Origin of the sequence: Pseudomonas sp. DC3200b2, assembly GCF_049895785.1 — a bacterium.
In the GTDB taxonomy this organism is placed as follows: Bacteria; Pseudomonadota; Gammaproteobacteria; order Pseudomonadales; family Pseudomonadaceae; genus Aquipseudomonas; species Aquipseudomonas massiliensis.
Map to the genome: position 1 here is coordinate 16,883 of NZ_JAFCTA010000006.1, position 21,627 is coordinate 38,509.

Genomic DNA, 21,627 nt, shown 5'->3' on the forward strand with positions numbered 1-21,627 from the left:
CAGGCCCGTTCCCAGCGCCCAGGATTCGAACATGTCCCAGCCCTCCCCATGGCGGGGCGATTTTCCCGCCATGGCCGCCTTCGAGCGGCAACAGCAAACCTACCTGGACAGCGCGGCTACCACGCAGAAACCCCAGGCCATGCTCGACGCCCTCTGCCATTACTATGGTCATGGCGCCGCCAACGTGCACCGGGCCCAACACCTACCCGGAGCCCTGGCAACCCAGGCGTTCGAGGAATGTCGCGAGAAGGTGGCGCATTGGCTGCGCGCCGGCGCGCCTGCTCAGATCATCTTCACCCAGGGCGCTACCGCGGCCTTGAACCTGCTGGCCTATGGGCTGGAAGCCGAGGTGCATCCCGGCGATGAACTGGTGGTCAGCGCCCTGGAGCACCACGCCAACCTGCTTCCTTGGCAGCAACTGGCGCTGCGGCGTGGCGCGCGCCTGGTGGTATTGCCCCTGGATGCCAGCGGACGCATCGACCTGAGCCAGGCTGCCCAGCTCATCGGGCCGCGCACCCGGGTCGTAGCCATCAGTCAATTGTCCAATGTGCTCGGCACCGTCCAGCCCCTGGCGCCACTGATCGACCTGGCTCGCGGACAGGGCGCGCTTTCGGTGGTGGACGGCGCCCAGGGCGTGGTTCACGGCCGCCAGGATGTTGCCGCCCTGGGCTGCGACTTCTACGTATTCTCCAGCCACAAACTGTATGGCCCCGATGGCGTGGGCGTGCTCTATGGCCGCAGTGAAGCGTTGGGCAAGTTGCGCCATTGGCTGTTCGGCGGAGAGATGGTCCACCAGACGGACTATCATCACGCCAGTTTCCACCCTGCGCCCCTGGGCTTCGAAGCGGGCACTCCTCCCATTGCCGGTGTGATCGGCCTCGGTGCTACCCTTGACTGGCTGGGGTCGCTGGATGCGCAAGCCTTGCTGGCCCATGAACAGGGGCTGCACCAGCAACTGCTGCGTGGCCTGGGAGACCGCGAGGGCATTCGCGTGCTAGGCAAGCCGGACAAGGCCCTGGCCAGCTTCGTGGTGAAGGATGTACACAACGCGGATCTGGCGCACCTGCTGACTGACCAGGGCATCGCCGTCAGGGTGGGCAATCATTGCGCCATGCCGTTGTTCCAAACCTTGAACAGTAAGGGCGCGCTGCGGGTTTCACTGGGCATCTACAATGACTCGGACGACCTCAAGCGGTTTTTCGATGCGCTTGACCGCGCCCTGGAGCTTCTGCGATGAGCTTGCCCATCGATGCCGCCGCCGCGCTGGAACGTTTCGCCGATTGCCACTCCTGGGAGGCGCGGGCCCGCCTGCTCATGCAGGAAGGCGAACGCCTTGCGCCACTGGCGCTGGAGGAACAGACCGAGGCCAATCGGGTACAGGGCTGCGAAAGCCAGGTATGGCTGGTGGGCGAGCAGAGCGGGGCACGCTGGTACTTTCGCGCCGCCACCGATGCCCGCTTGCTGCGCGGCCTGCTGGCCTTGCTGCTGGCCCGCGTCAACGGCCTGGATGGCGCCAGTCTCCGAGCGCTGGACCTTGGCCCCTGGTTCAATGAGCTGGGCCTGCAGCGTCAGCTGACGCCATCACGCACCAATGGTTTGAACGCCGTGTTGAGACAGATGAAAGCCACGGCTCAGCCCTGAGCCCGCTCGCTGGGGCGGCGCGCCCCGCCCACCAGCTTCTCCACTGCCTTGCTGGCAGCCACCATGCCGAAGGTGGCCGTGACCATCATCACCGCGCCAAAGCCACCTTCACAGTCCAAGCGGACGCCTTCGCCGACGAAGGCCTTGCTGTGGCAGACGCTGCCGTCCGCGGCGGGATAGCGCAACTGCTCGGTGGAAAACACACAGGGCACGCTGTAGCTGCGTGAAGTATTGCGGGAGAAGCCATAGTCACGCCGCAGCAGCGAGCGCACCCGGGAAGCCAGCGGGTCGTTGTAGGTGCGATTGAGGTCGCACAGGGCGACCTGGGTAGGGTCCACCTGGCCGCCCGCGCCGCCAGTGGTCACCATGGCGAGCTTGCGCCGCCGGCACCACGCGATCAGCGCAGCCTTGGCCCTGACGCTGTCGATGCAGTCGAGCACGAAATCCAGCTCGTCGGTGATGTGCTCGGCCAGGTTGTCCGGCGTGACGAAGTCCACCACCGCCCGCACCCGGCAAGCCGGGTTGATCGCCCGCAGCCTCTGGGCAAGCACCTCGACCTTGGGCTGCCCGACACTGCCTTCCAGGGCATGGGACTGCCGGTTGGTGTTGCTGACACAGACATCATCCAGATCGAACAGGGAAATGGCCCCTACTCCGCTCCGCGCCAAGGCTTCCGCGGCCCAGGAGCCTACGCCGCCCACGCCGACCACCGCCACATGCGCTGCCTGCAACCGGGCCAGGCCATCGGCGCCATAAAGGCGGGCCACGCCGCCGAATCTCGGATCATCGTTACTCATTGCTTTACCCCATTACGCAGGCGTCGATTATACGACCACCGACGCCCCGGCGAACGCTTTGCGCGATATTGGGCGAACAGTGGCAACTTTCCGCGCCGCCTGGTTTCAGCTGTGGAGAAACCGCAAGGATGTGTCGTAATGCCTACCCGCAAGCTGGGCCTGAATCTCTTCACGCTGCTGGCCATCGCTGCCCTGTTCATCGGCGCATGGGCGCTGGTCAACCGCCCTGTCAATGCCCCAGACTGGCCGGACCGTATCCCCGGCTTCGCCTATTCGCCCTTTCGCCTCGGACAAAACCCTCAGGCGGGCGTCTACCCCAGCGAAGACGAGATACGCCAGGACCTACGCCAGCTGGGCCAATACACCCAAGGCTTGCGTACCTATTCAGTGGCCGGCAGCCAGGCCGCCATTCCCCGGCTCGCCGAAGAAGCCGGCATGGCCCTGACCCTGGGGATCTGGATCGGCAACGACCTGGCCCGCAACGAGCAGGAGATCGCCACCGGCATCGAACTGGCCAACCAGTACCGTAGCGTGGTGAGGGTGGTGGTGGGCAACGAAGCCCTGTTTCGCGAGGAAGTGACGCCCAGCCAGATGATGGCCTATCTGGACCGGGTGCGCGCCGCGGTAAGGGTGCCGGTGACCACGTCCGAACAATGGCACATCTGGATGCACCATCGGGAACTGGCTCAGCACGTAGACCTCATCGCCGCGCACATACTTCCGTATTGGGAATTCATCCAACGCGACGATGCCGGGCAGTTCGTCCTGGACCGCGCCCGTGAGCTGCGACAGGCATTTGCGCGCAAACCCTTGCTGCTTTCAGAAGTAGGCTGGCCAAGCAACGGGCACATGCGCGGTGGCGCCGATGCCAGCCAGGCCGACCAGGCAGTGTACCTGCGCCGCCTGGTCAATTCCCTTAACCGTCGTGGCTATGATTTCTATGTGATCGAAGCCTACGACCAGCCCTGGAAGGCCAGTGACGAAGGAGCCGTGGGCGCCTACTGGGGCGTGTTCGACGCCGCGCGGCAACCGAAATTCGCCTTCACTGGCCCGGTGGTAGCCATTCCTCAATGGCGCCTGCTGGCTACCGCCTCGGTGGTTTTCGCGCTCATTGCCCTGGCCGTGCTGTTGATCGACGGTTCGACCCTACGCCAGCGCGGACGCGCGTTCCTCACCTTTATCGCCTTTCTCTGCGGCTCGGTGCTGGTGTGGATCGCCTATGACTACAGCCAGCAGTACAGCACCTGGTTCAGCCTGACCATGGGCGCCCTGCTGGCGCTAGGCGTGGCGGGCGTGCTAGTGGTGCTGCTCACCGAAGCCCATGAACTGGCCGAGGCCGTATGGACGCGCAAGCGGCGTCGCCCCTTCCACCCTGTGCTGCACGCGCAGGCGTACCGGCCCAAGGTGTCCATCCACCTTCCCTGCTACAACGAGCCGCCGGCCATGGTGATCGCCACCCTGGACGCCTTGGCCCAGCTGGATTATCCAGACTTCGAAGTACTGGTGATCGACAACAACACGCCCGACCCAACCACCTGGGAGCCGGTACAGGCCCACTGTGCCAGACTCGGCCGGCGCTTCCGCTTCTTTCATGTGGCGCCCCTGGAAGGCTTCAAGGGCGGTGCTCTGAACTATCTGCTGGAACACACAGCGGCCGATGCCGAAGTGGTGGCGGTGATCGATGCCGATTACTGCGTGGCCCCTGACTGGCTGCGCCACATGGTGCCTCACTTCGCCGACCCCAACATCGCCATCGTGCAAAGCCCCCAGGATTACCGCGACGGCGACACCAGTCTGTTCAAGACCCTCTGCGAGCTCGAATACCAGGGCTTCTTTCACATCGGCATGGTCACCCGCAATGACCGCAACGCGATCATCCAGCACGGCACCATGACCCTGACCCGACGCAGCGTCCTGCAGGAACTGGGCTGGGCCGGGTGGTGCATCTGCGAGGACGCCGAACTCGGGCTGCGCATCTTCGAGCGTGGCCTTTCGGCGGCCTACCATCCGGCCAGCTACGGCAAGGGCCTGATGCCCGACACCTTCAGTGCCTTCAAGAAACAACGGGTACGCTGGGCCTATGGCGCCGTCCAGATCCTCAAGCGCCATGCCCGGGCCCTGCTAACGGGCCGCCAGGCGCGCCTCAGCAGAGGCCAGCGATACCATTTCATCGCCGGCTGGCTACCCTGGATCGGCGACGGCATGAATATTTTCTTCACCTTCGGCGCCTTGCTGTGGTCCGGGGCGATGATCATCGTGCCGAGCCGGGTAGAGCCACCCCTGTTGGTGTTCGCCATACCCCCCCTGGCATTGTTCGCCTTCAAGGTGGGCAAGCTGTTGTTTCTCTACCGACGCGCCCTCGGGCAGCCGGTGCGGCGAGCCCTGTGCGCCGCCCTGGCGGGGTTGGCCTTGTCCCACACCATCGGCAAGGCAGTGCTCTATGGGCTGTTCACCCGCGGGCTGCCCTTCGTGCGCACGCCCAAGCTGGCCGAACGCCCGGGCCTGTTGGCGGCCCTGAGCCAGGCCCGGGAAGAGCTCTACGTGCTGTTGCTCCTGGGGGGCGCCGCCGGCGGGCTGTATCTGACCCAGGGCGCGCCCAACGCCGATGCCCGCTGGTGGCTGGTCATGCTGTTGGTCCAGGCGCTGCCTTACCTGGCGGCGGTGATCATGGCCCTGCTCTCGGCCGCCCCAGGGTGGCGCCGGCCTGCCGAGGTAGCCATGGGCGATGCGTGAGCGGGCGCGCCTGAGCCGGCGTTTTGCTTTACCATACGCAGCCTTTTCTCGCCCTGCCCCCGGAGTGCACCCATGACGGCCGCCGCTGATCTTTCACCTACCCTCGCCCTGGCCTGCGAGCTGATCCGGCGCCCGTCCGTTACCCCCGTGGACGCCGATTGCCAGGGCTTGATGATGCAGCGGCTGGCCGCGGCGGGCTTTGCCCTGGAGCCCATGCGCATCGAAGAGGTGGATAACTTCTGGGCACGCCACGGCCAGGCTGACGGCCCTGTACTGTGCTTCGCCGGGCATACGGACGTAGTGCCCACGGGGCCGGCCGAGCAATGGCAGCACCAGCCCTTCGAAGCGCTGATCGACGCCGAGGGCATGCTCTGCGGCCGTGGCGCCGCGGACATGAAAGGCAGCCTGGCCGCCATGGTGGTCGCCGCCGAGCGCTTCGTGGCCGATTATCCGAACCATCGCGGCGCGCTGACGTTCCTGATCACCAGTGACGAGGAAGGCCCGGCCCAGCACGGTACCAAGGCTGTGGTGGAGCGCCTGGCCGCCCGCCGGGAACGGCTGGACTGGTGCATCGTGGGCGAGCCGTCCAGCACCGCCCTGGTGGGCGACGTGGTGAAAAACGGCCGTCGCGGTTCGCTTGGCGCTACCTTGCGGGTGCGCGGCAAGCAGGGCCATGTGGCCTACCCGCACCTGGCGCGAAACCCCATTCACCTGGCGGCGCCAGCTCTGGCCGAACTCAGTACCGAGCACTGGGACAACGGCAATGCCTTCTTCCCACCCACCAGCTTCCAGATTTCCAATATCAACGGCGGCACCGGTGCTACCAATGTGATTCCCGGCGAGCTCACGGTGGTGTTTAACTTCCGTTTCTCCACCGAGTCCACGGTAGATGGTCTGCAGAAACGAGTGGCCGCCATTCTGGACAAGCATGGCCTGGACTGGCACATCGACTGGGCCCTGTCCGGCCTGCCCTTCCTTACCGAGCCGGGCGACCTGCTCAGCGCCGTGGCCGGGGCTATCAGACAGGTGACAGGGCGTGATACCCAGCCCTCCACCAGCGGGGGCACCAGCGACGGGCGTTTCATCGCCACCCTGGGCACTCAGGTGGTAGAGCTGGGGCCGGTCAACGCCACCATTCACCAGGTGGATGAACGCGTTCTGGCCAGCGACCTGGACCTGCTCACCGATATCTACTACCACACCCTCGTGAAGCTGCTCGCCTGATGCTCACCTGCCCACTCTGCTCCGCCCCGCTCGCCACCGCCGGTCAAGGCGTGGCCTGCCCCGCCGGCCATCGCTTCGATCGCGCGCGCCAGGGTTACCTCAACCTGCTGCCCGTGCAGCACAAGAACAGCCGCGCGCCGGGCGACAACCAGGCAATGGTCGAGGCTCGCCGGGGCTTTCTCGAAGAAGGCCACTACGCCCCGGTGGCCGAGCGCCTGGCCGAATTGGCAGCCCGGCAACAGCCGACGCGCTGGCTCGACATCGGCTGCGGCGAGGGCTACTACAGTGCCCGCCTGGCGGCGGCCCTGCCCAAGGCGCAAGGCTATGGCCTGGACATTTCCCGGGAAGCGGTCAAGCGTGCCTGTCGTCGAGCGCCTTCGGTGAACTGGCTGGTGGCGAGCATGGCCAGGGTACCGCTGGCGCCGGCCAGTTGCGACTTCATCGCCAGCGTGTTCAGCCCGCTGGACTGGCACGAAGCCCAGCGCCTGCTGCGCCCCGGTGGCGGCCTGATGCGCGTGGGCCCTACCCAGGGCCACCTGATGGAACTGCGCGAGCGGCTCTATGATGAAGTACGGCCCTATCAGGACGACAAGCACCTGGCATTGGTGCCCGAGGGCATGCGCCTGGCCCATACCGAGGTGCTGACCTACCGCCTGCGTCTGATCGACCCGGCCAGCCGGGCCAACCTCCTGGCCATGACGCCTCATGGCTGGCGCGCCAGCGCCGAGCGACGGGCGGAGGTGATCGGACACCCTGGTCCCTTTGCAGTGACGGTATCCATGCGCTACGACTATTTCCTGAACGATGCCGACGCTCCGGCGGCCTCGTGAAACCCCGACTCAGCGAGCCTGCCATGCAACAACCTGATATCGAGATCTACCTCAAGGACGCCGAGGTCGACCACAAGGCGATCACCGCCTGGCTGACCGCCGCGATCGGCCCTTGCACCGCCTGGGCGCAGAAAGGCCAGGCCTGGAAATGCCAGGCCGGGGACATACCGGTCACCTGGGTGCCCTTGGCGGTCGGCAGATGGAACAGCCTGTACCTGGAAAGCGAGCGCACGCCGTGGGCCGACGACCTGGCCTGCGCTCGCGCCGCTCATGCCGCCCTGGGTGTAGAAGTGCGCTGCGCCCCGGGTACCTGGGTGGAAGACGAAAGCGATGAAGACGCCGACCGCTGGATCCGGGTAAGCGCCGAGGGCGAGCAAGAGATCATCTGGCGTACCTGAGGCAGTGGCCAGCATCCACGGCCATATGCCCGACATCGCTTCTGCCGGACCACCTTGTCGCCTTCCCCAGGCGAGGCAATTTCACGGTGATCTGTCACACTGTCTGCCTGTTTACCTGAGCAACTCCGTATGACCCCTTCTGTACTGCACCGCGCCCTTTCCAGCGCACTGCGGCGGCTCCTCTATCTATGGGTCCGTTCGGAGAGCATCAACCCCAGCGTTGCCATCGAACTCGATCGCAGCCAGCCGATTGTCTACGTGCTCGAGAGCCCGGCGGCCAGCGACCTGGCGGTGGTGGACCACGAATGCAGCGCGCTGGGCCTGCCACGCCCGCTCCTGCCCGTGGCCGCGAGGGGCATCGTTGAGCCAAGGGCCTACTTTTACCTCACGCCCGACGCAGACTGGCTCGGGCGGCAGAACAAGCGAGGCGCGCCACCGGCCTTGCAGCGCCTGGTGGATGCCTGCCAGGCGCACGCCGGGGAGGATGTCCTGATCGTGCCGGTCAGCGTGTTCTGGGGCCTGTCGCCAGACAGCGAATCCAGCCCCTGGAAATTGCTGTTCGCCGACAGCTGGGCGGTGACCGGGCGCCTGCGCCGGTTGGTCAGCATCCTGATCCTGGGCCGCAAGACGCGGGTGCAGTTCGCCCCGCCAATTTCCCTGGGCGCCCTGGTAGCCGCCGGCAAAGGCCCGGAGCGTACGGTCCGCATGGCCCAGAGGCTGCTGCGGGTGCACTTCCGCCAGCAAAAGGCCGCTGTGATCGGCCCGGACATCTCCCATCGTCGTCATCTGGTCAAGGGCCTGGTACACGCCCCCCTGGTACGCCAGGCCATCGCCGACGAAGCCTCACGGGAAAACATCAGCCAGGAAAAAGCCGAGGCCCAGGCGCTGCGCTATGGCAACGAGATCGCCTCGGACTACACCTACACAGCCATTCGTTTCCTGGAAGTGGTACTGAGCTGGTTCTGGAACAAGATCTACGACGGCATCAAGGTCAGCCAGATCGAGCAGGTCCAGCAGATCGCGCCGGGCCATGAAATCATCTACGTACCCTGCCATCGCAGTCATATCGACTACCTGCTGCTGTCCTACCTGCTGTTCCGCAACGGCCTGACACCACCCCATATCGCCGCCGGGATCAACCTGAACATGCCCGTGATCGGTGGGCTGCTGCGCCGGGGCGGCGCCTTCTTCATGCGCCGCACCTTCAAGGGCAACCCGCTCTACACCGCCGTGTTCAACGAGTATTTGCACACCCTCTTCACCAAGGGTTTCCCTGTGGAGTACTTCGTCGAAGGCGGCCGCTCCCGCACAGGCCGTACCCTGCGGCCCAAGACTGGGATGCTGGCGATCACCCTGCGCAGTTACCTGCGTTCGTCGCGCATGCCCATCGTGTTCGTGCCGGTGTACATCGGTTATGAGCGGGTGCTGGAAGGTCGCACCTATCTGGGTGAGCTACGCGGCGCCAGCAAGAAGAAAGAATCGTTGCTGGATGTCTTCAAGGTGGTCGGCGCGTTCAAACAGCGCTTCGGCCAGGTATCGGTCAACTTCGGCCCGCCCATTCGCCTGACCGAGTTCCTGGATCAGGAGCGCCCCGGCTGGCGCGCCGAGCCGGCCGCCGATGACTTCAAGCCCGCCTGGCTGAACCCGGTCACTCACAAGCTGGGCGACCGGGTAGCCTGCGCAATCAACGAGGCGGCGGCGATCAACCCGGCCAACCTGGTAGCCCTGGCGCTGCTTTCCACTACCCGCCAGGCCCTCGATGAACATGCCTTGGCCCGGGTACTGAACCTGTTCCTGGCGTTGTTGCGCGCCGTACCTTACTCCACCCATACCACCCTGCCCGAAGGGAGCGGCCTGGACCTTATCGCCCACGTCAAAGGCATGGACCTGGTGGCAGAGCAGAGTGACCCCCTGGGCCGCATTCTCTACCTGAGCGAGCAGAATGCCGTTCTGATGACCTATTACCGCAATAACGTATTGCACGTATTCGCCCTTCCAGCGTTGCTGGCAAGCCTGTTCCAGAGCTCGGCCCGGATCAAGCGCGAGGGTGTGCTGCGCTTCACCCGGGCGTTGTACCCGTACCTGAAGGCTGAGCTGTTCATTCGCTTTTCGGTAGACGAACTCGATACGGTGATGGACCAATGGCTGGAGGCCTTTGTCGCCCAGGGCCTGCTGCGCCAGGAGGCCGACAGCTACCAGCGCCCCGCCCCCAGCTCCCGCCAGTTCGTGCTGCTGACCTTGCTGGCCCGTGGCATCACCCAGACGCTTCAACGGTTCTACATGTCGATCGCCCTGCTGCTCAATCATGGCCAGTACGGGCTGACCGCTGAAGCCCTCGAGGACCTGGCCACGGTCATGGCCCAACGCCTTTCCATCCTCCATGGCCTCAATGCACCGGAATTCTTCGACAAGACCCTGTTCCGCCATTTCATCCAGGCGCTGGTGGACACCGGGGTGGTCCACCGTGACCAAGAAGGTCGACTGGGCTACCAGGAAGAGCTTGGTGAACTGGCTGAAGGCGCTGCCAAGCGGGTATTGTCCGCGGAGGTGCGGCTGTCGATCCGCCAGGTGACGCTGCACCGCACGGACGAGCTGGCCGTAAGCGCGGCGGTAACCGCCGAAGAGCCTATGTCTTCCAGTGCCGACCCGGCGGCGGTAGATAAGCACCGCTGACGGCCGACTACCTCTGGCTACCTTGAAGACCCGGCGATTTCCGGGTCATTCACTCAAGGAGCTTTTCATGCCTATCGCTGAAATCAAAGGTCACGTACATTATCGAACCCGTGAAGGACTTCCGCCTTGCATGCTGGCAGTCGAGCTGTACGACGCTAGCCTGCCGGACGGCCCCAACCCGGTCATTGCCAGCGCTACACGCCTGGTTCCCGCGAACGGCTCTCTGTCCTACACCTTGATTTACGATACCGATCAGATCGAGGCCGGCCATGATTACGCCCTGGGCGCGTCCATCCACGTTGGCGAGCGATTGTACAAATGCAGTACGACCCATCATGGGGTAAGCCTGCCAGCCACGACCGAACGAGCGATTCTCGTTGAATTCGCTCAAGTTGGCGCAACCCAGGCCTCGGCTGACGCGGCCAGCGCCAGGGGTGGCTTCAGGGCCGATTCACCTGAAGGCGTGCATGGAGGCAACCTGACCGACGCGTCCCAGGGCATCCAGGGCGGCAACCTGATCGACGAGGCAAACGCGACCGGGGCCTGACCCCGGAGCCGCGGCTAGCCCTGACCCTTGAGCGACTTCTTGGGATAGATGTCATAACGGCTGGACTTCCCCTCCAGGGTAAGCGCGGGCGCGGGACCCTGGATAGGAGGCGCCTTGCGCGGCCGCTTGACCGTTACCCGATGGGTCGCCAAGGCCAGGGCAGCCTCCAGCAAGGCTGGTGCGTCCAGGTCGTCGCCCACCAATGGACGGAACAGGCGCATTTCCTTCTTCACCAGAGCGCTCTTGTCCCGATGAGGGAACATGGGGTCCAGGTAGATTACCTGCGGAGGCACTGCCTCCCATTGGCGCATCCGTTCAATCGCGTCGCCCTGCTGCAAACGCATTCGCGCTACTATTGGCCCTACCTCGCCATCGACGGCCGCGCGAGCCAAACCGTCCGCGAGCAGAGCCGCGATGACGGGCTGTCGCTCGATCAAGTCCACCTCGCAACCAAGGGTCGCCAGCACGAAGGCATCCTGGCCAAGCCCGGCGGTGGCATCGAGCACCCGTGGCCGCACCCCTGGCTGCAAGCCGACCGCCTTGGCGATCATCTGCCCGCTGCCGCCTCCGAACTGGCGCCGATGCGCCGCTCCTCCTTCGAGGAAATCCACCCATACCGGCCCAGGCGCGCCCGGGCTCAACTGTTGCAAGCGCAGGCCCTCGCCCCCTACCTCAAGCGCGAAATCCGCCGCATCCAAGGCCAACGCAAGGCCGAGGGAATCGGCCAGTTGTCGGGCACGCTCGGTGAAGGCCTCGCCCAGGGGGGTGACCTGTATGCGGCATGCCGCCTGTCGCTCTTGCATCGGTTGTACTCAAAAAGGGTTAAATCTTCGCCGCGGGCGGCCGATAGTCACTGTGCCGGGTATTTTGCCAGAGCTTTGGGCCTACTGAACCTCATGTCCGATCTGATCACCCCACCTGTTGGTTATTTGTCGCCGGTTGGTAACTTCAGCCGCCGCAACACCCAGACCCTGGGCGGGGTGAGCAAGCTATGGCAGGATTTTTTCTCCAGCGCGCTCAGCGCCGACGCTCAGTCTGAGGTCATCGCCGAGGCGGCCTTCGAGCTGCCCAACGTAATCAGCCCGGAAGGTGAACCTCTGGCGGCCAGCCAATGGCTGGATCAGGTACAGGAACAACGGGCCTGCGAGATCGCTGATCGGGTTATCGCGCCGCCCCGGGCACTGTTCTTGCCCATCGCCGAATTCGACACCAACCTGCTGCCCCCCGCCGCCACGCCTTATCCGCCGGAAGAGATCCAGGCCCACCAGTACGAGCTGGACCTGGACACAGGTTGGCGCCGCCCGTTGGTCATGGCCAATGGCAAACCCTTGCCCGAACCCGGCCCGGCGCCTCGGCCGCGCCGCCTGCAACTGCCCATCGCTGAATTCGAGATGGAGTTGCTGCCGCCGCCCAACGAGCCTTTCGACGAGCCGACCCTTATCTGGCAGCAGCGCGAGTTCGACTTTGACATCGGCTGGGCACGCCCCATCGTGCTGCAGAACCTGCGCGTCACGGCCTGACCTGGCCGCGCGTGGCTGTGGGATAATCCCGTCTTTCCCTTTTCACGAGACCTGCCGGAATGCTCCACGCCAGTACCTGCCCGGTCTGCGGCAGCTCCAATCAATGCGCGCTCATCGAGGGCCAGGCGAACCCTTGCTGGTGCTTCTCGGTCACCGTGGCCGAAGAGGCTCTGGCCGCGCTGCCCGAATCCGAGCGCGGACAGACGTGCCTGTGCCCGCGTTGTGCCGCTGGATTGCCGCCAGGGCCTGGCCAGGCCCCGGATCCTTCGCGTGAGGATTGATCGCTTCGTTGCCAACCTGCCAGGCTTCAACCGTCAGCGCGCGCGCCTGGCCCTGGCCAGGGGCGACGTCTGTCTCGGGGGTGCGGCGATCAACGACCCGGCCCATGACGTTCGAGTATTCGACCGGATCGAGGTGTCAGGAGAGGTCGTGCAACCGGGCTATGCCGCGCGCTACCTGATGCTGCACAAACCGGCTGGCTGCGTCAGCGCGACCGCGGACCCTGAACACCTCACCGTGATCGATTGCCTGCCCCCGGCAGAGCGGGAGGGCCTGCACCTGGCCGGCCGTTTGGACTTCAATACCACCGGCCTGGTACTGCTGACCAACGACGGGCAATGGTCCCGGCGCCTGACCCAGCCCACCAGCAAGCTGCCCAAGCTCTACGACGTGGAAACAGAAAGCCCTATCGAAGCTCACTATGCGACGGTCTTCGAGCAGGGCCTGTATTTCGCCTATGAAGGCCTCACCACCCTACCGGCCACGCTGGAAATCCTGGGACCACGCCGGGCGTACCTGAGCCTGATGGAAGGCCGCTATCACCAGGTGAAGCGGATGTTCGGGCACTTTCAGAACAAGGTCACCCGCCTGCACCGCCTGGCCATTGGCCCGTTGCGGCTGGACTCAAGCCTGGCACCCGGCCAGTGGCGGAGCCTCACCGCAGAGGAGTTGTCGAGCCTGAGCCGAGCGGCGGAAAATGTAGCGACCGAGCAAAAATAATTTCTATTCTGCGAACTGTTCTGGTAAAACGTACGGCCTCAAGCGGGTGTAGTTTAGTGGTAGAACGGTAGCTTCCCAAGCTCTAGGTGAGGGTTCGATTCCCTCCACCCGCTCCAGTCTTAAAAGCCTGTCTCCAGGCGCCAGCGTCAACCGGCAATTTCAACCTTGCGCCAGCTGGCGAAAAACGGCGAACCGCTTCGCCAGCTGAAGCTGGCTGCTACAGGCGTATCACTCCTTCCCAGCCGCCTCGCGACGTGCCAGGAAATCATCCTCCAGCATGGCATCCACTTCGGCGGGCGAATCTTCCAGTACCGGCGGCGCGGTCAGGTGGCCGGTGGAAACCACGGCTTCGTCCAGCCGTCCCATCAGGTGCTCCAGTGCGTGGGACATCTTGTCTGCCGCCCCTTGCACAGCCAAGTCCAAGGAATCGGCCTTGTGAGTCACGGAAATGGAAGAATGGCCCTTGGGGCGCGCTTCGATCTGGCAGCGTTTATCCTGCTCGCCGGACTTGCCAGCGTTTTCATCGCTGACGTGAATTTCCACCCGGGTGAGCAAGTCGTCGAACCGCGCCAGGGTGTCGGTGACCGTAGCCCCAACCCAATCCTGCAGCCCGACGCCAGCGGTGATCTGGTTGCTGTTGACCTGTACCTGCATGGTTATTCTCCAATGGACTAATGCAACGGCTTGTTTTCATTAGGGCTCGGTCTTGAGGCAGGGTTCACTTTTGCCATGGCTTGGGCGGTTGACTGGCACCAACCCGGTCACCTGAGGTCACTGGATAAGGATCAACGGAGTGAAGGACTATGCCGGATTCACTGCATCACGCTTTGGAAAAGATCTACGAAAACCAGGTCGCCCTGGCTGCCGCCATTGAAGAACTGGCGCTCTGGGTGGAGGTGCGCGGTGACGATGCCGCCACCGCTGGCAGTGTGCGCGACGCCCTGGATACCCTGGAGCGCAACGCGGAGCCGATCGGCCGCTGGATTGCGGAGCTGCACGGCATTTCCGGTCAGTAGCCGTCTGCTTCCAGCACCGCCTGAACGGACTTGGCCGCGGGTCGCCCATAGAACCTGAGCAACTGGTCGGCCCTGTTGGTGAAGATACCGTCCACGCCGGCCTTGCGCGCCTTGTCGAAATCCACGGGTTCGTCGAGCGTATAGGCATGCACCAGCAAGCCCTTGGCGTGGGTGAGCTGGTTCATCCAGGGCTGGATCAAGTCCATGTAGCTTTGCTCACCGCCCGCAGTCAAGGCCGCTGACGGCCCTGTACCTACGGCTCCCTGAGCCTTGGCGAAATCGACCCACTGACTGAACGCTTCCTTGCTCGCTGGCCGTTGCGCTGCATAGTAGCCGGCCTTGTCCTTGGCCCCAGACTGGGCGAAGGTGACCTTGGACTCAGGTTCGATGCTCCCCTCGCCCACCCACAGCAGCAGCACCTTGGGCACCTTGGGCATCTCCTTGGCCAGTAACTGCAGGCTGGCTTTTTCGAAGGTCTGCAACACGACCCGGTGACCTGGCGCCACCTCGCCCTCCGGCGTCAGCCAGCCACGCCTGATGAGCTTGGCTTTCAAGTCAGCTTCGATGCCCGGATACAGATTGGGCACCTTGGTCTCGATGTATAGACCGGTGCGATGCTCCGGATCGGCATCGGCGATGTCGATGATTTCATCGAGGGTGAGGATGCGGGCATTGGCGAAACCGGGGCGGGCGCGGTCCGGATAGCTGGCGTTGAACCAGCTGCCAGCGTCAAGAGCGCGCAGCTCTGCCAGCGAGAAGTCGCTGATGGGCCGGTCGCGCCGCTCCGGATAACGAGCCGCTACATCGGTGGTGCGCAACAGCGTGTCGTCATGGAAGGCAACCAGTTGGCCGTCCCGGGTGCGCTGCAGATCCAGTTCCAGATAGTCCGCGCCCAGGTCACGCGCGGCCATGTAGGCGGGCCGGGTCGATTCCGGGGCGTCGTGGCTGGCGCCGCGGTGCGCGATGACGGCCGGGTAAGGGATGCCGGCCTTGGTAGCCAGGGCTTGTGCCGAGGGCGCGGCCGCCCAGGCATGACCCGCCGCCATGGCGAGACAGAGAGCAGCGACGCGCCACTGGTGTTTATGATGGTTGTTCACAGGCTTTCCTCTTTCCCTTGAGCGTTTCGCTCCACGCGTGCCGGCCAGCCCGACGCAGCGCTTCGCGCCAGGCGAGGAGCATAGCGCAGCGGCTCCTTCGCGAAGATGACAGTCGCGACACCTTGGCTACCTGAACGCGGCCCCCCGACGTGCTACAGTCACCGCCAGCTTTGGCAACCGAAACGCTGCTCCATGGACACTTACCTGCTGGACCCCTCTCTCCCTTCGTGGCAAGACACCCGACTGTCCAGCCAGTGCACTGGGCTTTTACTGGGCAATGGCGCCAGCCGAGCGCTCTGGCGCGGCTTCGCCTATGACAGCCTGTTCGAGGTAGCGCAAAAGGTTCGCAATCGCCCGCTGGGGCAAACTGACCTGGCCTTGTTCAAGGCCCTGGGCACTGAAAGTTTCGAACAGGCCCTGGGCGCTCTCAACACCACCCAGCGGGTCAACGCCGCTCTGGCCATCGGTGCCTCTGGGCCGTTGAATCGCTATTACGCCATCAAGGAGGCGCTCATCCACGCCATGCGGGTGGTGCATCTGCCTTGGCGGTTGCTGCCGGCCGCCACCCGGCAGGCCATGAACCAAGCCTTGCGCCAATACTCCAGCATCTACTCCAGCAACTACGACCTGCTCTGCCCCTGGGCCGTGGGCGAGGCGCCGGAGGGATTCGATGATGGCCTGGAGGCGGACGCCGGCTTCGACCCGGCCCGCCCCTTCACAGGGGAGCATCATCTTTACTACCTGCATGGCGGCCTTCACCTGCTCAAGGATCGAGAGGGGGCCACCCGACGCCGGAGATCCGACGGCGGCGAATTGCTCGACGGGTTCGCCGTGAACGTGCCGGGAGATGTGCCGCTGTTTGTCAATGAAGGCCGGGGGCCGGACAAAATGCGCAGCATCCAGGGTTCGGCCTACCTGAGCCATTGCCTTACCGCCCTGGCCAGCCATCGAGGGCCGTTGTGCCTGCTGGGGCACCAGCTCAATCCGCAGGACAGCCATCTGATCACCGCCCTGCGGCAGGCGCCCATCGAACGCATGGCCGTGGGCATCTTTCCCCTGAGCGCGCCCTGGGTTCTGAGCCAGAAGCAACACTATGCACAACTGCTGAGCGACAGCCTGGCGCTGGAGTTTTTCGACGCCACCAGCCATCCGCTTGCGCTGCCAGGCCTGCATATCCGTCCGGAACCCGCGCGCGGGTAACCGATAGCGGTCAAATGACTTCGATTTGGGTGGTAGAAGCTAACGACAGCTACGAACCAGACGCAGATGCCGCCTCGGCGCTTGCGGTCCGGTTCGTCAGCTACGCTGACTCCCACCGGTGTCAGGATCCATACAGAGACCTAGCCGAGCAGGCCGTCACTCTGCAGCAGGCTTTCCAGGCAATGCTCGCGCACGCCGTAGAAGGATTTGAGCTGGGCGATGCGAGCCAGGCGTGGCGCGCTGTCGACGGCGGCGCCACGCTTGACCGCCAGGATCATCTTGTTCTTGCTGGTGTGCTCCAGCGACACGAACTCGAACACTTTGGTCTCGTAGCCACAGGCTTCCAGATAGAGCGCCCGCAGGCTGTCGGTGAGCATTTCCGCTTGCTGCCCCATGTGCAGGCCGAACTGCAACATCGGGCCCAGGGGTTCGGGGCTGCTCATTTGTGGTCGCAGCTCCTTGTGGCAGCAGGGCGAGCACATGATGATCGCCGCCTGGCTACGGATGCCGGTATGGATGGCATAGTCAGTGGCAACGTCGCAGGCATGCAGGGCGATCATCACGTCGATCCGCGCGGGCACGACGCTGCGCACGTCGCCTTGTTGGAAGGTCAGGCCCGGATGGTCCAGCCCCGTGGCGGCCCGGTTGCATAGCTCGACCATGTCCTGACGCAGCTCCACCCCGGTCACCTGCGCCTCGCGGCCCAGGCCATGGCTGAGGTAATCGTGGATGGCAAAGGTGAGGTATCCCTTGCCTGAGCCGAAATCGGCCACCGTGACCGGCGCGTGCTCCGCAAGTCCCGCCTGGCCGAAGGCATGAGCGAAGACTTCCACGAACTTGTTGATCTGCTTCCACTTGCGCGCCATGGCGGGTACCAGGGCGCCGTGCCGATCGGTCACACCCAAGGCTGTCAGGAACGGCCGGTCAAGCTCCAGCCAGCGCTGTTTGGCCCTATCGTGGGCGTCGGTGGCCGGCGCCGTGGAAGCCTGCGCCCTGGCACGATGCAGGCGGGCCTTGCCTTTCTTGCCGAACTCCAACTGCAAGGTTTCCTCGGTGGTTTGCAAGTGCGCGTTGCGAAAGCGTTCGGGCAGCGCGTTGGCAATTTCCACCAGGCCTTCCTCGGGACTGTAGTGCCGGGTGATATCGCGTGTGCGGTAGCGCAATACAAAGCCCAGGCGCGGCTGACCCTTTACGGTCAGCGGCTTGACGCTGACGCGTTCGAGCTCCGGCTCGGCACCCAATGGCCGGGCGAGCACCAGCTTGACCCAACGCCCTTGCTCGAGGACAGCGCGCAAGTGTTGAAGAAAGGCGCTACGGGGATCATCGACTGGCGGATTGAAAGCAGGCGCGGCGGGCATGGGGCGACTCGGAGAAAGACAGCGGGACGTCATTCTACGGCAGCGGCGGGCAACCGGAAACGCTACCGAGCGGCGCGATAGTAGCAGCGGCCGCAGCGATGGGTTAAAAGGGGCTCAGTTTCGCAAAAATAAGACAAAACCTTGCTTCAGGCGCTTACCTGCCTCCCGAAGCGCACGGCCCCAGGAATGATTCATGAAAACCCTCCACCTGCTTGGACTGGCAACCGCCCTCGCCTGCCCCTCCCTTTCAGCCGCTGAGCCACTCCCTGGGTCGCAAAGCAAGGAAGCCTTCATCACAGGCCTATTGAGCCGGATGACGTTGCAGGAAAAGATCGGGCAACTGCGCCTGATCAGCATCGGCCCCGAGATGACCCACGAGCAGATTCGCAAGCAGATCGCAGCGGGCAATATCGGCGGTACCTTCGGCTCCGTCACCCGAGCGGAGAATCGCCCGATGCAGGAGGCGGCCCTGAGCACTCGGCTGAAGATTCCCATGTTCTTCGCCTACGACATCATCCATGGCCAGCGCACCATATTTCCGATCGGACTGGGCCTGGCCTCGAGCTGGGACATGGATGCCATCGAGTTGAGCGCCCGCACCGCGGCCCGTGAAGCGGCAGCCGACAGCCTGGACATGACCTTCGGCCCCATGGTGGATATTTCCCGCGACCCACGCTGGGGTCGCAGCAGCGAAGGCTTCGGCGAGGATACCTACCTGGTGTCGCGCATCGCCAAGGTGATGGTACGTGGCTTCCAGGGTGAAGATACCAAGGCCCCGGACAGCATCATGGCGGCGGTCAAGCACTTCGCTTTGTACGGAGGGGTCGAAGGCGGCCGCGACTACAACACCGTGGACATGAGCCCCACCCGCATGTATCAGGACTACCTGCCGCCCTACAAGGCGGCGCTGGATGCTGGCGCAGGCGGTGTAATGGTGGCGCTCAACTCGATCAATGGCGTTCCCGCCACGTCCAATACCTGGCTGATGCAAGACCTGCTGCGCCGGGATTGGGGGTTCAAGGGGCTTACCGTGAGCGATCACGGCGCTATCCTGGAGCTGGTCGAGCACGGCGTGGCCCGGGACGGCCGCGAGGCAGCTCGCCTGGCGATCCATGCGGGCATCGACCTGAGCATGAACGACAAGGTCTATGGGCGGGAACTCCCCGGCCTGGTCAAAAGTGGAGAGGTGCCCGAGGCCGAAATCGACAACGCCGTACGGGAGGTGCTATCGGCCAAATACGACATGGGGCTGTTCTCCAATCCCTATCAGCGCATTGGCAAGGCCGCGGATGATCCAGTCGACATCAACGCCGAAGAGCGCCTGCATCGTCAGGAAGCCCGCTCCGTGGCGCGGCGCTCGATGGTTCTGCTCAAGAACGCCAGGGAGACTCTGCCACTACGGAAAACCGGCACCCTGGCTGTCATCGGGCCGCTGGCCGATGCGCCCATCGACATGATGGGTAGCTGGTCGGCGCTCGGACAACCCAGTCAGTCGGTGACCCTTTTGCGAGGGATTCGTGAGGCCGTGGGCACTCAGGCACAGGTCGTCTATGCCAAGGGCTCGAATATCATCGACGACCCTTACAGCATCGCTTTCCTGAACCGGATGAACCCGGACCGCACTGAGGTGGAGATCGACCCGCGCCCTGCCCAGGCCATGATCGACGAAGCCCTCAAGGCCGCCGCCAAGGCGGACGTGATCATCGCTGCGGTAGGGGAATCCCGCGGCATGTCTCATGAATCGGCCAGTCGTACCACCTTGGCTATCCCGGCGCCTCAGCGCGCTCTGTTGGCTGCGCTGCGGGCTACAGGCAAGCCGCTGGTGCTCGTACTGATGAACGGGAGGCCGTTGTCCCTGGTACAGGAGACTGAACAGGCCGATGCCATGCTGGAAACCTGGTTCAGCGGCACCGAAGGCGGCCATGCCATCGCCGATCTGCTGTTCGGCGACTACAACCCCTCGGGCAAGCTGCCGGTCACCTTTCCCCGCTCCGTTGGCCAGGTGCCGATGTACTACAGTCACTTGACCATTGGCCGCCCCTTCGTTCCTGGCAAGAAGGAGAACTACACTTCGCAATATTTCGATGAAGACCCCACGCCACTGTTTCCTTTCGGCTATGGGCTTAGCTATACCCAGTTCGACGTATCGGAACCGCAGCTATCCAACACCCGGCTCAAGCGCGGCGACAAGCTCAGTGTCAGCGTGACGGTACGCAATACCGGAAAGCGGGACGGGGAAACCGTGGTGCAGCTGTACCTGCATGACGTCACCGCTTCGATGGCTCGGCCTGTCAAGGAACTGAAGAACTTCCAGAAGATCTTCCTCAAGGCCGGCGAGCGCAAGGAAGTGTCCTTCGAACTGAGCGAGGACGACCTCAAGTTCTACAACAGCCAGCTCCAGTACGTTGCCGAGCCTGGCGACTTCGACGTGCAGGTCGGCCTGGACTCCCAGCACGTCAAGCAGGCGCGGTTCCAACTGTTGTGAGCTTGGCGCGAACCGGTGCCGCCCAGGCGTCGGTTCGCCCTCGCCGCTCCTATCGATTTACTACAGGTGACGCCTGATGCCCCACGAAGATTTCCACTACTACGAACCTGCCCAGGGCCACGGCCTGCCCCATGACCCCTTCAATGCCATCGTCGGTCCGCGACCCATCGGCTGGGTGTCCAGCCAGAGCGCCGAGGGGGTGCTCAACCTGGCGCCCTACAGCTTCTTCAATGCCTTCAACTATGTTCCGCCGATCATCGGTTTCAGCAGCATTGGCCGCAAGGACAGCCTGAACAACATCGAGGCCACCGGCGAATTCGCCTGGAACCTGGCCACCTTCGAGCTGGCCGAGCCGATGAACGCCAGCTGCGCCGCCGTACCGCCGACCGTGAACGAATTCGAGCTGGCAGGCCTGACCACGGCTCCATCGCGTGTGATCAAGGTACCCCGCGTGGCGCAGACACCGGTATCCTTCGAATGCCGGCTCAGCCAGATCGTGCAGCTGCAACGCGCCGATGGGCAAACCGTACCCAGTTGGCTGATTCTGGGTGAAGTGGTTGCCGTGCATATCCGCAAGGATCTGCTCAAGGATGGAATCTACGACACGGCCGCGGCACGGCCAATCCTGCGCGGCGGCGGTCCGGCGGATTACTTCGAGCTGGGTTCGCTGTTCAAGATGGCCAGGCCTCAGGCGTGATTCGTCCGGGCCGCCTCAGCTGGCCTGGCGCAACGGCGCCGCCACCGCGGCACCCGGCTGAATATCGATATGCATCACCAGCCGCTGGTTGAGCAACTCGCCGAACAGGTCCGCCAGTGGCGCCGCCAGCCAGGCGCCAAGGGCCTGCTCGTTGTCCCAGCACATTTCCAGCTGCCAGGCGCGCGGGTCTTCCGGGTGCCGCTGGGTCACCATGGTCAGGCATGCGGGCACGGTTCGGGCCTGCTCGACCAGGCGGGTGAGGCGGCTACCGACGAGGCTGGAGCGGCCTGGCCAGGTACGAAGGATAACGCGATGAGTGATCAAGGATTGTTCGGTCATCACTGAGGCTCCTGCTTCGTGGATCGGACAGTGTTCAGGATAAGGGCCAGGCCAAGGCTGCCGTTAGACCGAT

At 64.3% G+C, this 21,627-nt stretch carries 21 protein-coding genes and 1 tRNA gene; 16 read left to right on the top strand and 6 right to left on the bottom strand.

Annotated elements, in window-relative coordinates:
- Window positions 1–31: 31 nt before the first annotated feature.
- On the top strand, window positions 32–1,237 hold the full coding sequence (locus ACP691_RS17315; protein WP_426151845.1) for an aminotransferase class V-fold PLP-dependent enzyme: 1,206 nt from the start codon (window positions 32–34) through the stop codon (window positions 1,235–1,237).
- Window positions 1,234–1,641 carry a SufE family protein gene (locus tag ACP691_RS17320; RefSeq protein ID WP_426151847.1) on the top strand — a complete coding sequence of 136 codons (408 nt, stop codon included), beginning with the start codon at window positions 1,234–1,236 and terminating at the stop codon, window positions 1,639–1,641. Before ACP691_RS17315 ends, ACP691_RS17320 begins: the two co-directional genes overlap by 4 nt.
- On the opposite strand, the gene tcdA is transcribed toward ACP691_RS17320, so the two are convergent.
- Window positions 1,632–2,438 (bottom strand): tRNA cyclic N6-threonylcarbamoyladenosine(37) synthase TcdA, encoded by an 807-nt coding sequence (gene tcdA / locus ACP691_RS17325; RefSeq protein WP_426151849.1) that lies wholly within the window; start codon window positions 2,436–2,438, stop codon window positions 1,632–1,634. The two genes, ACP691_RS17320 and tcdA, sit on opposite strands and share 10 nt — an antisense overlap.
- A 138-nt stretch (window positions 2,439–2,576) precedes the next feature.
- Between tcdA and ACP691_RS17330 the strand changes: the two genes are divergently transcribed.
- From ACP691_RS17330 to ACP691_RS17355, 6 genes are all read left to right on the top strand, one after another.
- Window positions 2,577–5,171, top strand: coding sequence for a glycosyltransferase (locus ACP691_RS17330; protein ID WP_426151850.1), 2,595 nt, complete (start codon window positions 2,577–2,579; stop codon window positions 5,169–5,171).
- A gap of 72 nt (window positions 5,172–5,243) precedes the next feature.
- Window positions 5,244–6,395: a succinyl-diaminopimelate desuccinylase gene (gene dapE / locus ACP691_RS17335; RefSeq protein ID WP_426151852.1), complete on the top strand. Its 1,152-nt coding sequence runs from the start codon at window positions 5,244–5,246 to the stop codon at window positions 6,393–6,395.
- Entirely contained in the window at window positions 6,395–7,225 is an 831-nt protein-coding gene (locus ACP691_RS17340) for a putative RNA methyltransferase (RefSeq protein WP_426151854.1), read from the top strand. The genes dapE and ACP691_RS17340 overlap by 1 nt, the downstream gene beginning before the upstream one ends.
- 23 nt (window positions 7,226–7,248) lie before the next feature.
- Entirely contained in the window at window positions 7,249–7,623 is a 375-nt protein-coding gene (locus ACP691_RS17345; RefSeq protein ID WP_426151856.1) for a hypothetical protein, read from the top strand.
- 129 nt (window positions 7,624–7,752) lie between these two features.
- Complete coding sequence (gene plsB, locus ACP691_RS17350; RefSeq protein WP_426151858.1) at window positions 7,753–10,296, top strand: glycerol-3-phosphate 1-O-acyltransferase PlsB; 2,544 nt, start codon at window positions 7,753–7,755, stop codon at window positions 10,294–10,296.
- Between the two features lie 67 nt (window positions 10,297–10,363).
- Window positions 10,364–10,843: a YbaY family lipoprotein gene (locus ACP691_RS17355; RefSeq protein WP_426151860.1), complete on the top strand. Its 480-nt coding sequence runs from the start codon at window positions 10,364–10,366 to the stop codon at window positions 10,841–10,843.
- A 14-nt stretch (window positions 10,844–10,857) separates the two neighbouring features.
- Here ACP691_RS17355 and ACP691_RS17360 read toward each other — a convergent pair whose 3' ends face one another.
- The gene (locus ACP691_RS17360) at window positions 10,858–11,646 is read right to left on the bottom strand and encodes a class I SAM-dependent methyltransferase (protein ID WP_426151862.1); all 789 of its coding nucleotides are present in this window, start codon (window positions 11,644–11,646) and stop codon (window positions 10,858–10,860) included.
- Window positions 11,647–11,739: 93 nt separating this feature from the next.
- On the opposite strand from ACP691_RS17360, the gene ACP691_RS17365 reads away from it, so the two are divergent.
- The 4 genes from ACP691_RS17365 (at window position 11,740) to ACP691_RS17380 (ending at window position 13,478) form a co-directional block, all read left to right on the top strand.
- Window positions 11,740–12,363, top strand: a complete 624-nt coding sequence (locus tag ACP691_RS17365) for an energy transducer TonB (protein ID WP_426151864.1) — start codon at window positions 11,740–11,742, stop codon at window positions 12,361–12,363.
- 59 nt (window positions 12,364–12,422) lie between these two features.
- A complete protein-coding gene (locus ACP691_RS17370; protein WP_426151866.1) occupies window positions 12,423–12,644 on the top strand; it encodes a cysteine-rich CWC family protein in 222 nt (73 codons plus the stop codon).
- The gene (locus tag ACP691_RS17375; protein ID WP_426151868.1) at window positions 12,634–13,362 is read left to right on the top strand and encodes a 16S rRNA pseudouridine(516) synthase; all 729 of its coding nucleotides are present in this window, start codon (window positions 12,634–12,636) and stop codon (window positions 13,360–13,362) included. Before ACP691_RS17370 ends, ACP691_RS17375 begins: the two co-directional genes overlap by 11 nt.
- 42 nt (window positions 13,363–13,404) lie before the next feature.
- Window positions 13,405–13,478: transfer RNA gene (locus tag ACP691_RS17380), tRNA-Gly, on the top strand.
- Window positions 13,479–13,590: 112 nt separating this feature from the next.
- Here the strand turns inward: ACP691_RS17380 and ACP691_RS17385 are convergent.
- Window positions 13,591–14,016 carry an HPF/RaiA family ribosome-associated protein gene (locus tag ACP691_RS17385; protein ID WP_040261154.1) on the bottom strand — a complete coding sequence of 142 codons (426 nt, stop codon included), beginning with the start codon at window positions 14,014–14,016 and terminating at the stop codon, window positions 13,591–13,593.
- A gap of 149 nt (window positions 14,017–14,165) precedes the next feature.
- Here ACP691_RS17385 and ACP691_RS17390 point away from each other — a divergent pair, with 149 nt between their 5' ends.
- Window positions 14,166–14,378 (top strand): hypothetical protein, encoded by a 213-nt coding sequence (locus ACP691_RS17390; RefSeq protein WP_040261155.1) that lies wholly within the window; start codon window positions 14,166–14,168, stop codon window positions 14,376–14,378.
- Here the strand turns inward: ACP691_RS17390 and ACP691_RS17395 are convergent.
- The gene (locus ACP691_RS17395; RefSeq protein ID WP_426152263.1) at window positions 14,372–15,424 is read right to left on the bottom strand and encodes a glycerophosphodiester phosphodiesterase; all 1,053 of its coding nucleotides are present in this window, start codon (window positions 15,422–15,424) and stop codon (window positions 14,372–14,374) included. The two genes, ACP691_RS17390 and ACP691_RS17395, sit on opposite strands and share 7 nt — an antisense overlap.
- A gap of 243 nt (window positions 15,425–15,667) precedes the next feature.
- Between ACP691_RS17395 and ACP691_RS17400 the strand changes: the two genes are divergently transcribed.
- On the top strand, window positions 15,668–16,675 hold the full coding sequence (locus ACP691_RS17400) for a DUF4917 family protein (protein ID WP_426151871.1): 1,008 nt from the start codon (window positions 15,668–15,670) through the stop codon (window positions 16,673–16,675).
- 140 nt (window positions 16,676–16,815) lie between these two features.
- Here ACP691_RS17400 and ACP691_RS17405 read toward each other — a convergent pair whose 3' ends face one another.
- A complete protein-coding gene (locus ACP691_RS17405; protein ID WP_426151873.1) occupies window positions 16,816–18,033 on the bottom strand; it encodes a class I SAM-dependent methyltransferase in 1,218 nt (405 codons plus the stop codon).
- A 193-nt stretch (window positions 18,034–18,226) separates the two neighbouring features.
- Between ACP691_RS17405 and bglX the strand changes: the two genes are divergently transcribed.
- Both bglX and ACP691_RS17415 read left to right on the top strand, forming a co-directional pair.
- Window positions 18,227–20,518 (top strand): beta-glucosidase BglX, encoded by a 2,292-nt coding sequence (bglX, locus tag ACP691_RS17410; RefSeq protein WP_426151875.1) that lies wholly within the window; start codon window positions 18,227–18,229, stop codon window positions 20,516–20,518.
- 76 nt (window positions 20,519–20,594) lie between these two features.
- Window positions 20,595–21,215: a flavin reductase family protein gene (locus tag ACP691_RS17415; protein ID WP_426151877.1), complete on the top strand. Its 621-nt coding sequence runs from the start codon at window positions 20,595–20,597 to the stop codon at window positions 21,213–21,215.
- Window positions 21,216–21,230: 15 nt separating this feature from the next.
- Here the strand turns inward: ACP691_RS17415 and ACP691_RS17420 are convergent, their stop codons facing one another.
- On the bottom strand, window positions 21,231–21,554 hold the full coding sequence (locus tag ACP691_RS17420) for an antibiotic biosynthesis monooxygenase (protein WP_426151879.1): 324 nt from the start codon (window positions 21,552–21,554) through the stop codon (window positions 21,231–21,233).
- Window positions 21,555–21,627 lie beyond the last annotated feature (73 nt).

What these genes read in the sequence shown, in the direction of transcription:
- ACP691_RS17315 (WP_426151845.1), top strand. Translation starts at nt 32, where the DNA reads ATGTCCCAGCCCTCCCCATGGCGGGGCGATTTTCCCGCCATGGCCGCC.
- ACP691_RS17320 (WP_426151847.1), top strand. Translation starts at nt 1,234, where the DNA reads ATGAGCTTGCCCATCGATGCCGCCGCCGCGCTGGAACGTTTCGCCGAT.
- tcdA (WP_426151849.1), bottom strand. Translation starts at nt 2,438, where the DNA reads ATGAGTAACGATGATCCGAGATTCGGCGGCGTGGCCCGCCTTTATGGC.
- ACP691_RS17330 (WP_426151850.1), top strand. Translation starts at nt 2,577, where the DNA reads ATGCCTACCCGCAAGCTGGGCCTGAATCTCTTCACGCTGCTGGCCATC.
- dapE (WP_426151852.1), top strand. Translation starts at nt 5,244, where the DNA reads ATGACGGCCGCCGCTGATCTTTCACCTACCCTCGCCCTGGCCTGCGAG.
- ACP691_RS17340 (WP_426151854.1), top strand. Translation starts at nt 6,395, where the DNA reads ATGCTCACCTGCCCACTCTGCTCCGCCCCGCTCGCCACCGCCGGTCAA.
- ACP691_RS17345 (WP_426151856.1), top strand. Translation starts at nt 7,249, where the DNA reads ATGCAACAACCTGATATCGAGATCTACCTCAAGGACGCCGAGGTCGAC.
- plsB (WP_426151858.1), top strand. Translation starts at nt 7,753, where the DNA reads ATGACCCCTTCTGTACTGCACCGCGCCCTTTCCAGCGCACTGCGGCGG.
- ACP691_RS17355 (WP_426151860.1), top strand. Translation starts at nt 10,364, where the DNA reads ATGCCTATCGCTGAAATCAAAGGTCACGTACATTATCGAACCCGTGAA.
- ACP691_RS17360 (WP_426151862.1), bottom strand. Translation starts at nt 11,646, where the DNA reads ATGCAAGAGCGACAGGCGGCATGCCGCATACAGGTCACCCCCCTGGGC.
- ACP691_RS17365 (WP_426151864.1), top strand. Translation starts at nt 11,740, where the DNA reads ATGTCCGATCTGATCACCCCACCTGTTGGTTATTTGTCGCCGGTTGGT.
- ACP691_RS17370 (WP_426151866.1), top strand. Translation starts at nt 12,423, where the DNA reads ATGCTCCACGCCAGTACCTGCCCGGTCTGCGGCAGCTCCAATCAATGC.
- ACP691_RS17385 (WP_040261154.1), bottom strand. Translation starts at nt 14,016, where the DNA reads ATGCAGGTACAGGTCAACAGCAACCAGATCACCGCTGGCGTCGGGCTG.
- ACP691_RS17390 (WP_040261155.1), top strand. Translation starts at nt 14,166, where the DNA reads ATGCCGGATTCACTGCATCACGCTTTGGAAAAGATCTACGAAAACCAG.
- ACP691_RS17395 (WP_426152263.1), bottom strand. Translation starts at nt 15,424, where the DNA reads ATGGCGGCGGGTCATGCCTGGGCGGCCGCGCCCTCGGCACAAGCCCTG.
- ACP691_RS17400 (WP_426151871.1), top strand. Translation starts at nt 15,668, where the DNA reads ATGGACACTTACCTGCTGGACCCCTCTCTCCCTTCGTGGCAAGACACC.
- ACP691_RS17405 (WP_426151873.1), bottom strand. Translation starts at nt 18,033, where the DNA reads ATGCCCGCCGCGCCTGCTTTCAATCCGCCAGTCGATGATCCCCGTAGC.
- bglX (WP_426151875.1), top strand. Translation starts at nt 18,227, where the DNA reads ATGAAAACCCTCCACCTGCTTGGACTGGCAACCGCCCTCGCCTGCCCC.
- ACP691_RS17415 (WP_426151877.1), top strand. Translation starts at nt 20,595, where the DNA reads ATGCCCCACGAAGATTTCCACTACTACGAACCTGCCCAGGGCCACGGC.
- ACP691_RS17420 (WP_426151879.1), bottom strand. Translation starts at nt 21,554, where the DNA reads ATGACCGAACAATCCTTGATCACTCATCGCGTTATCCTTCGTACCTGG.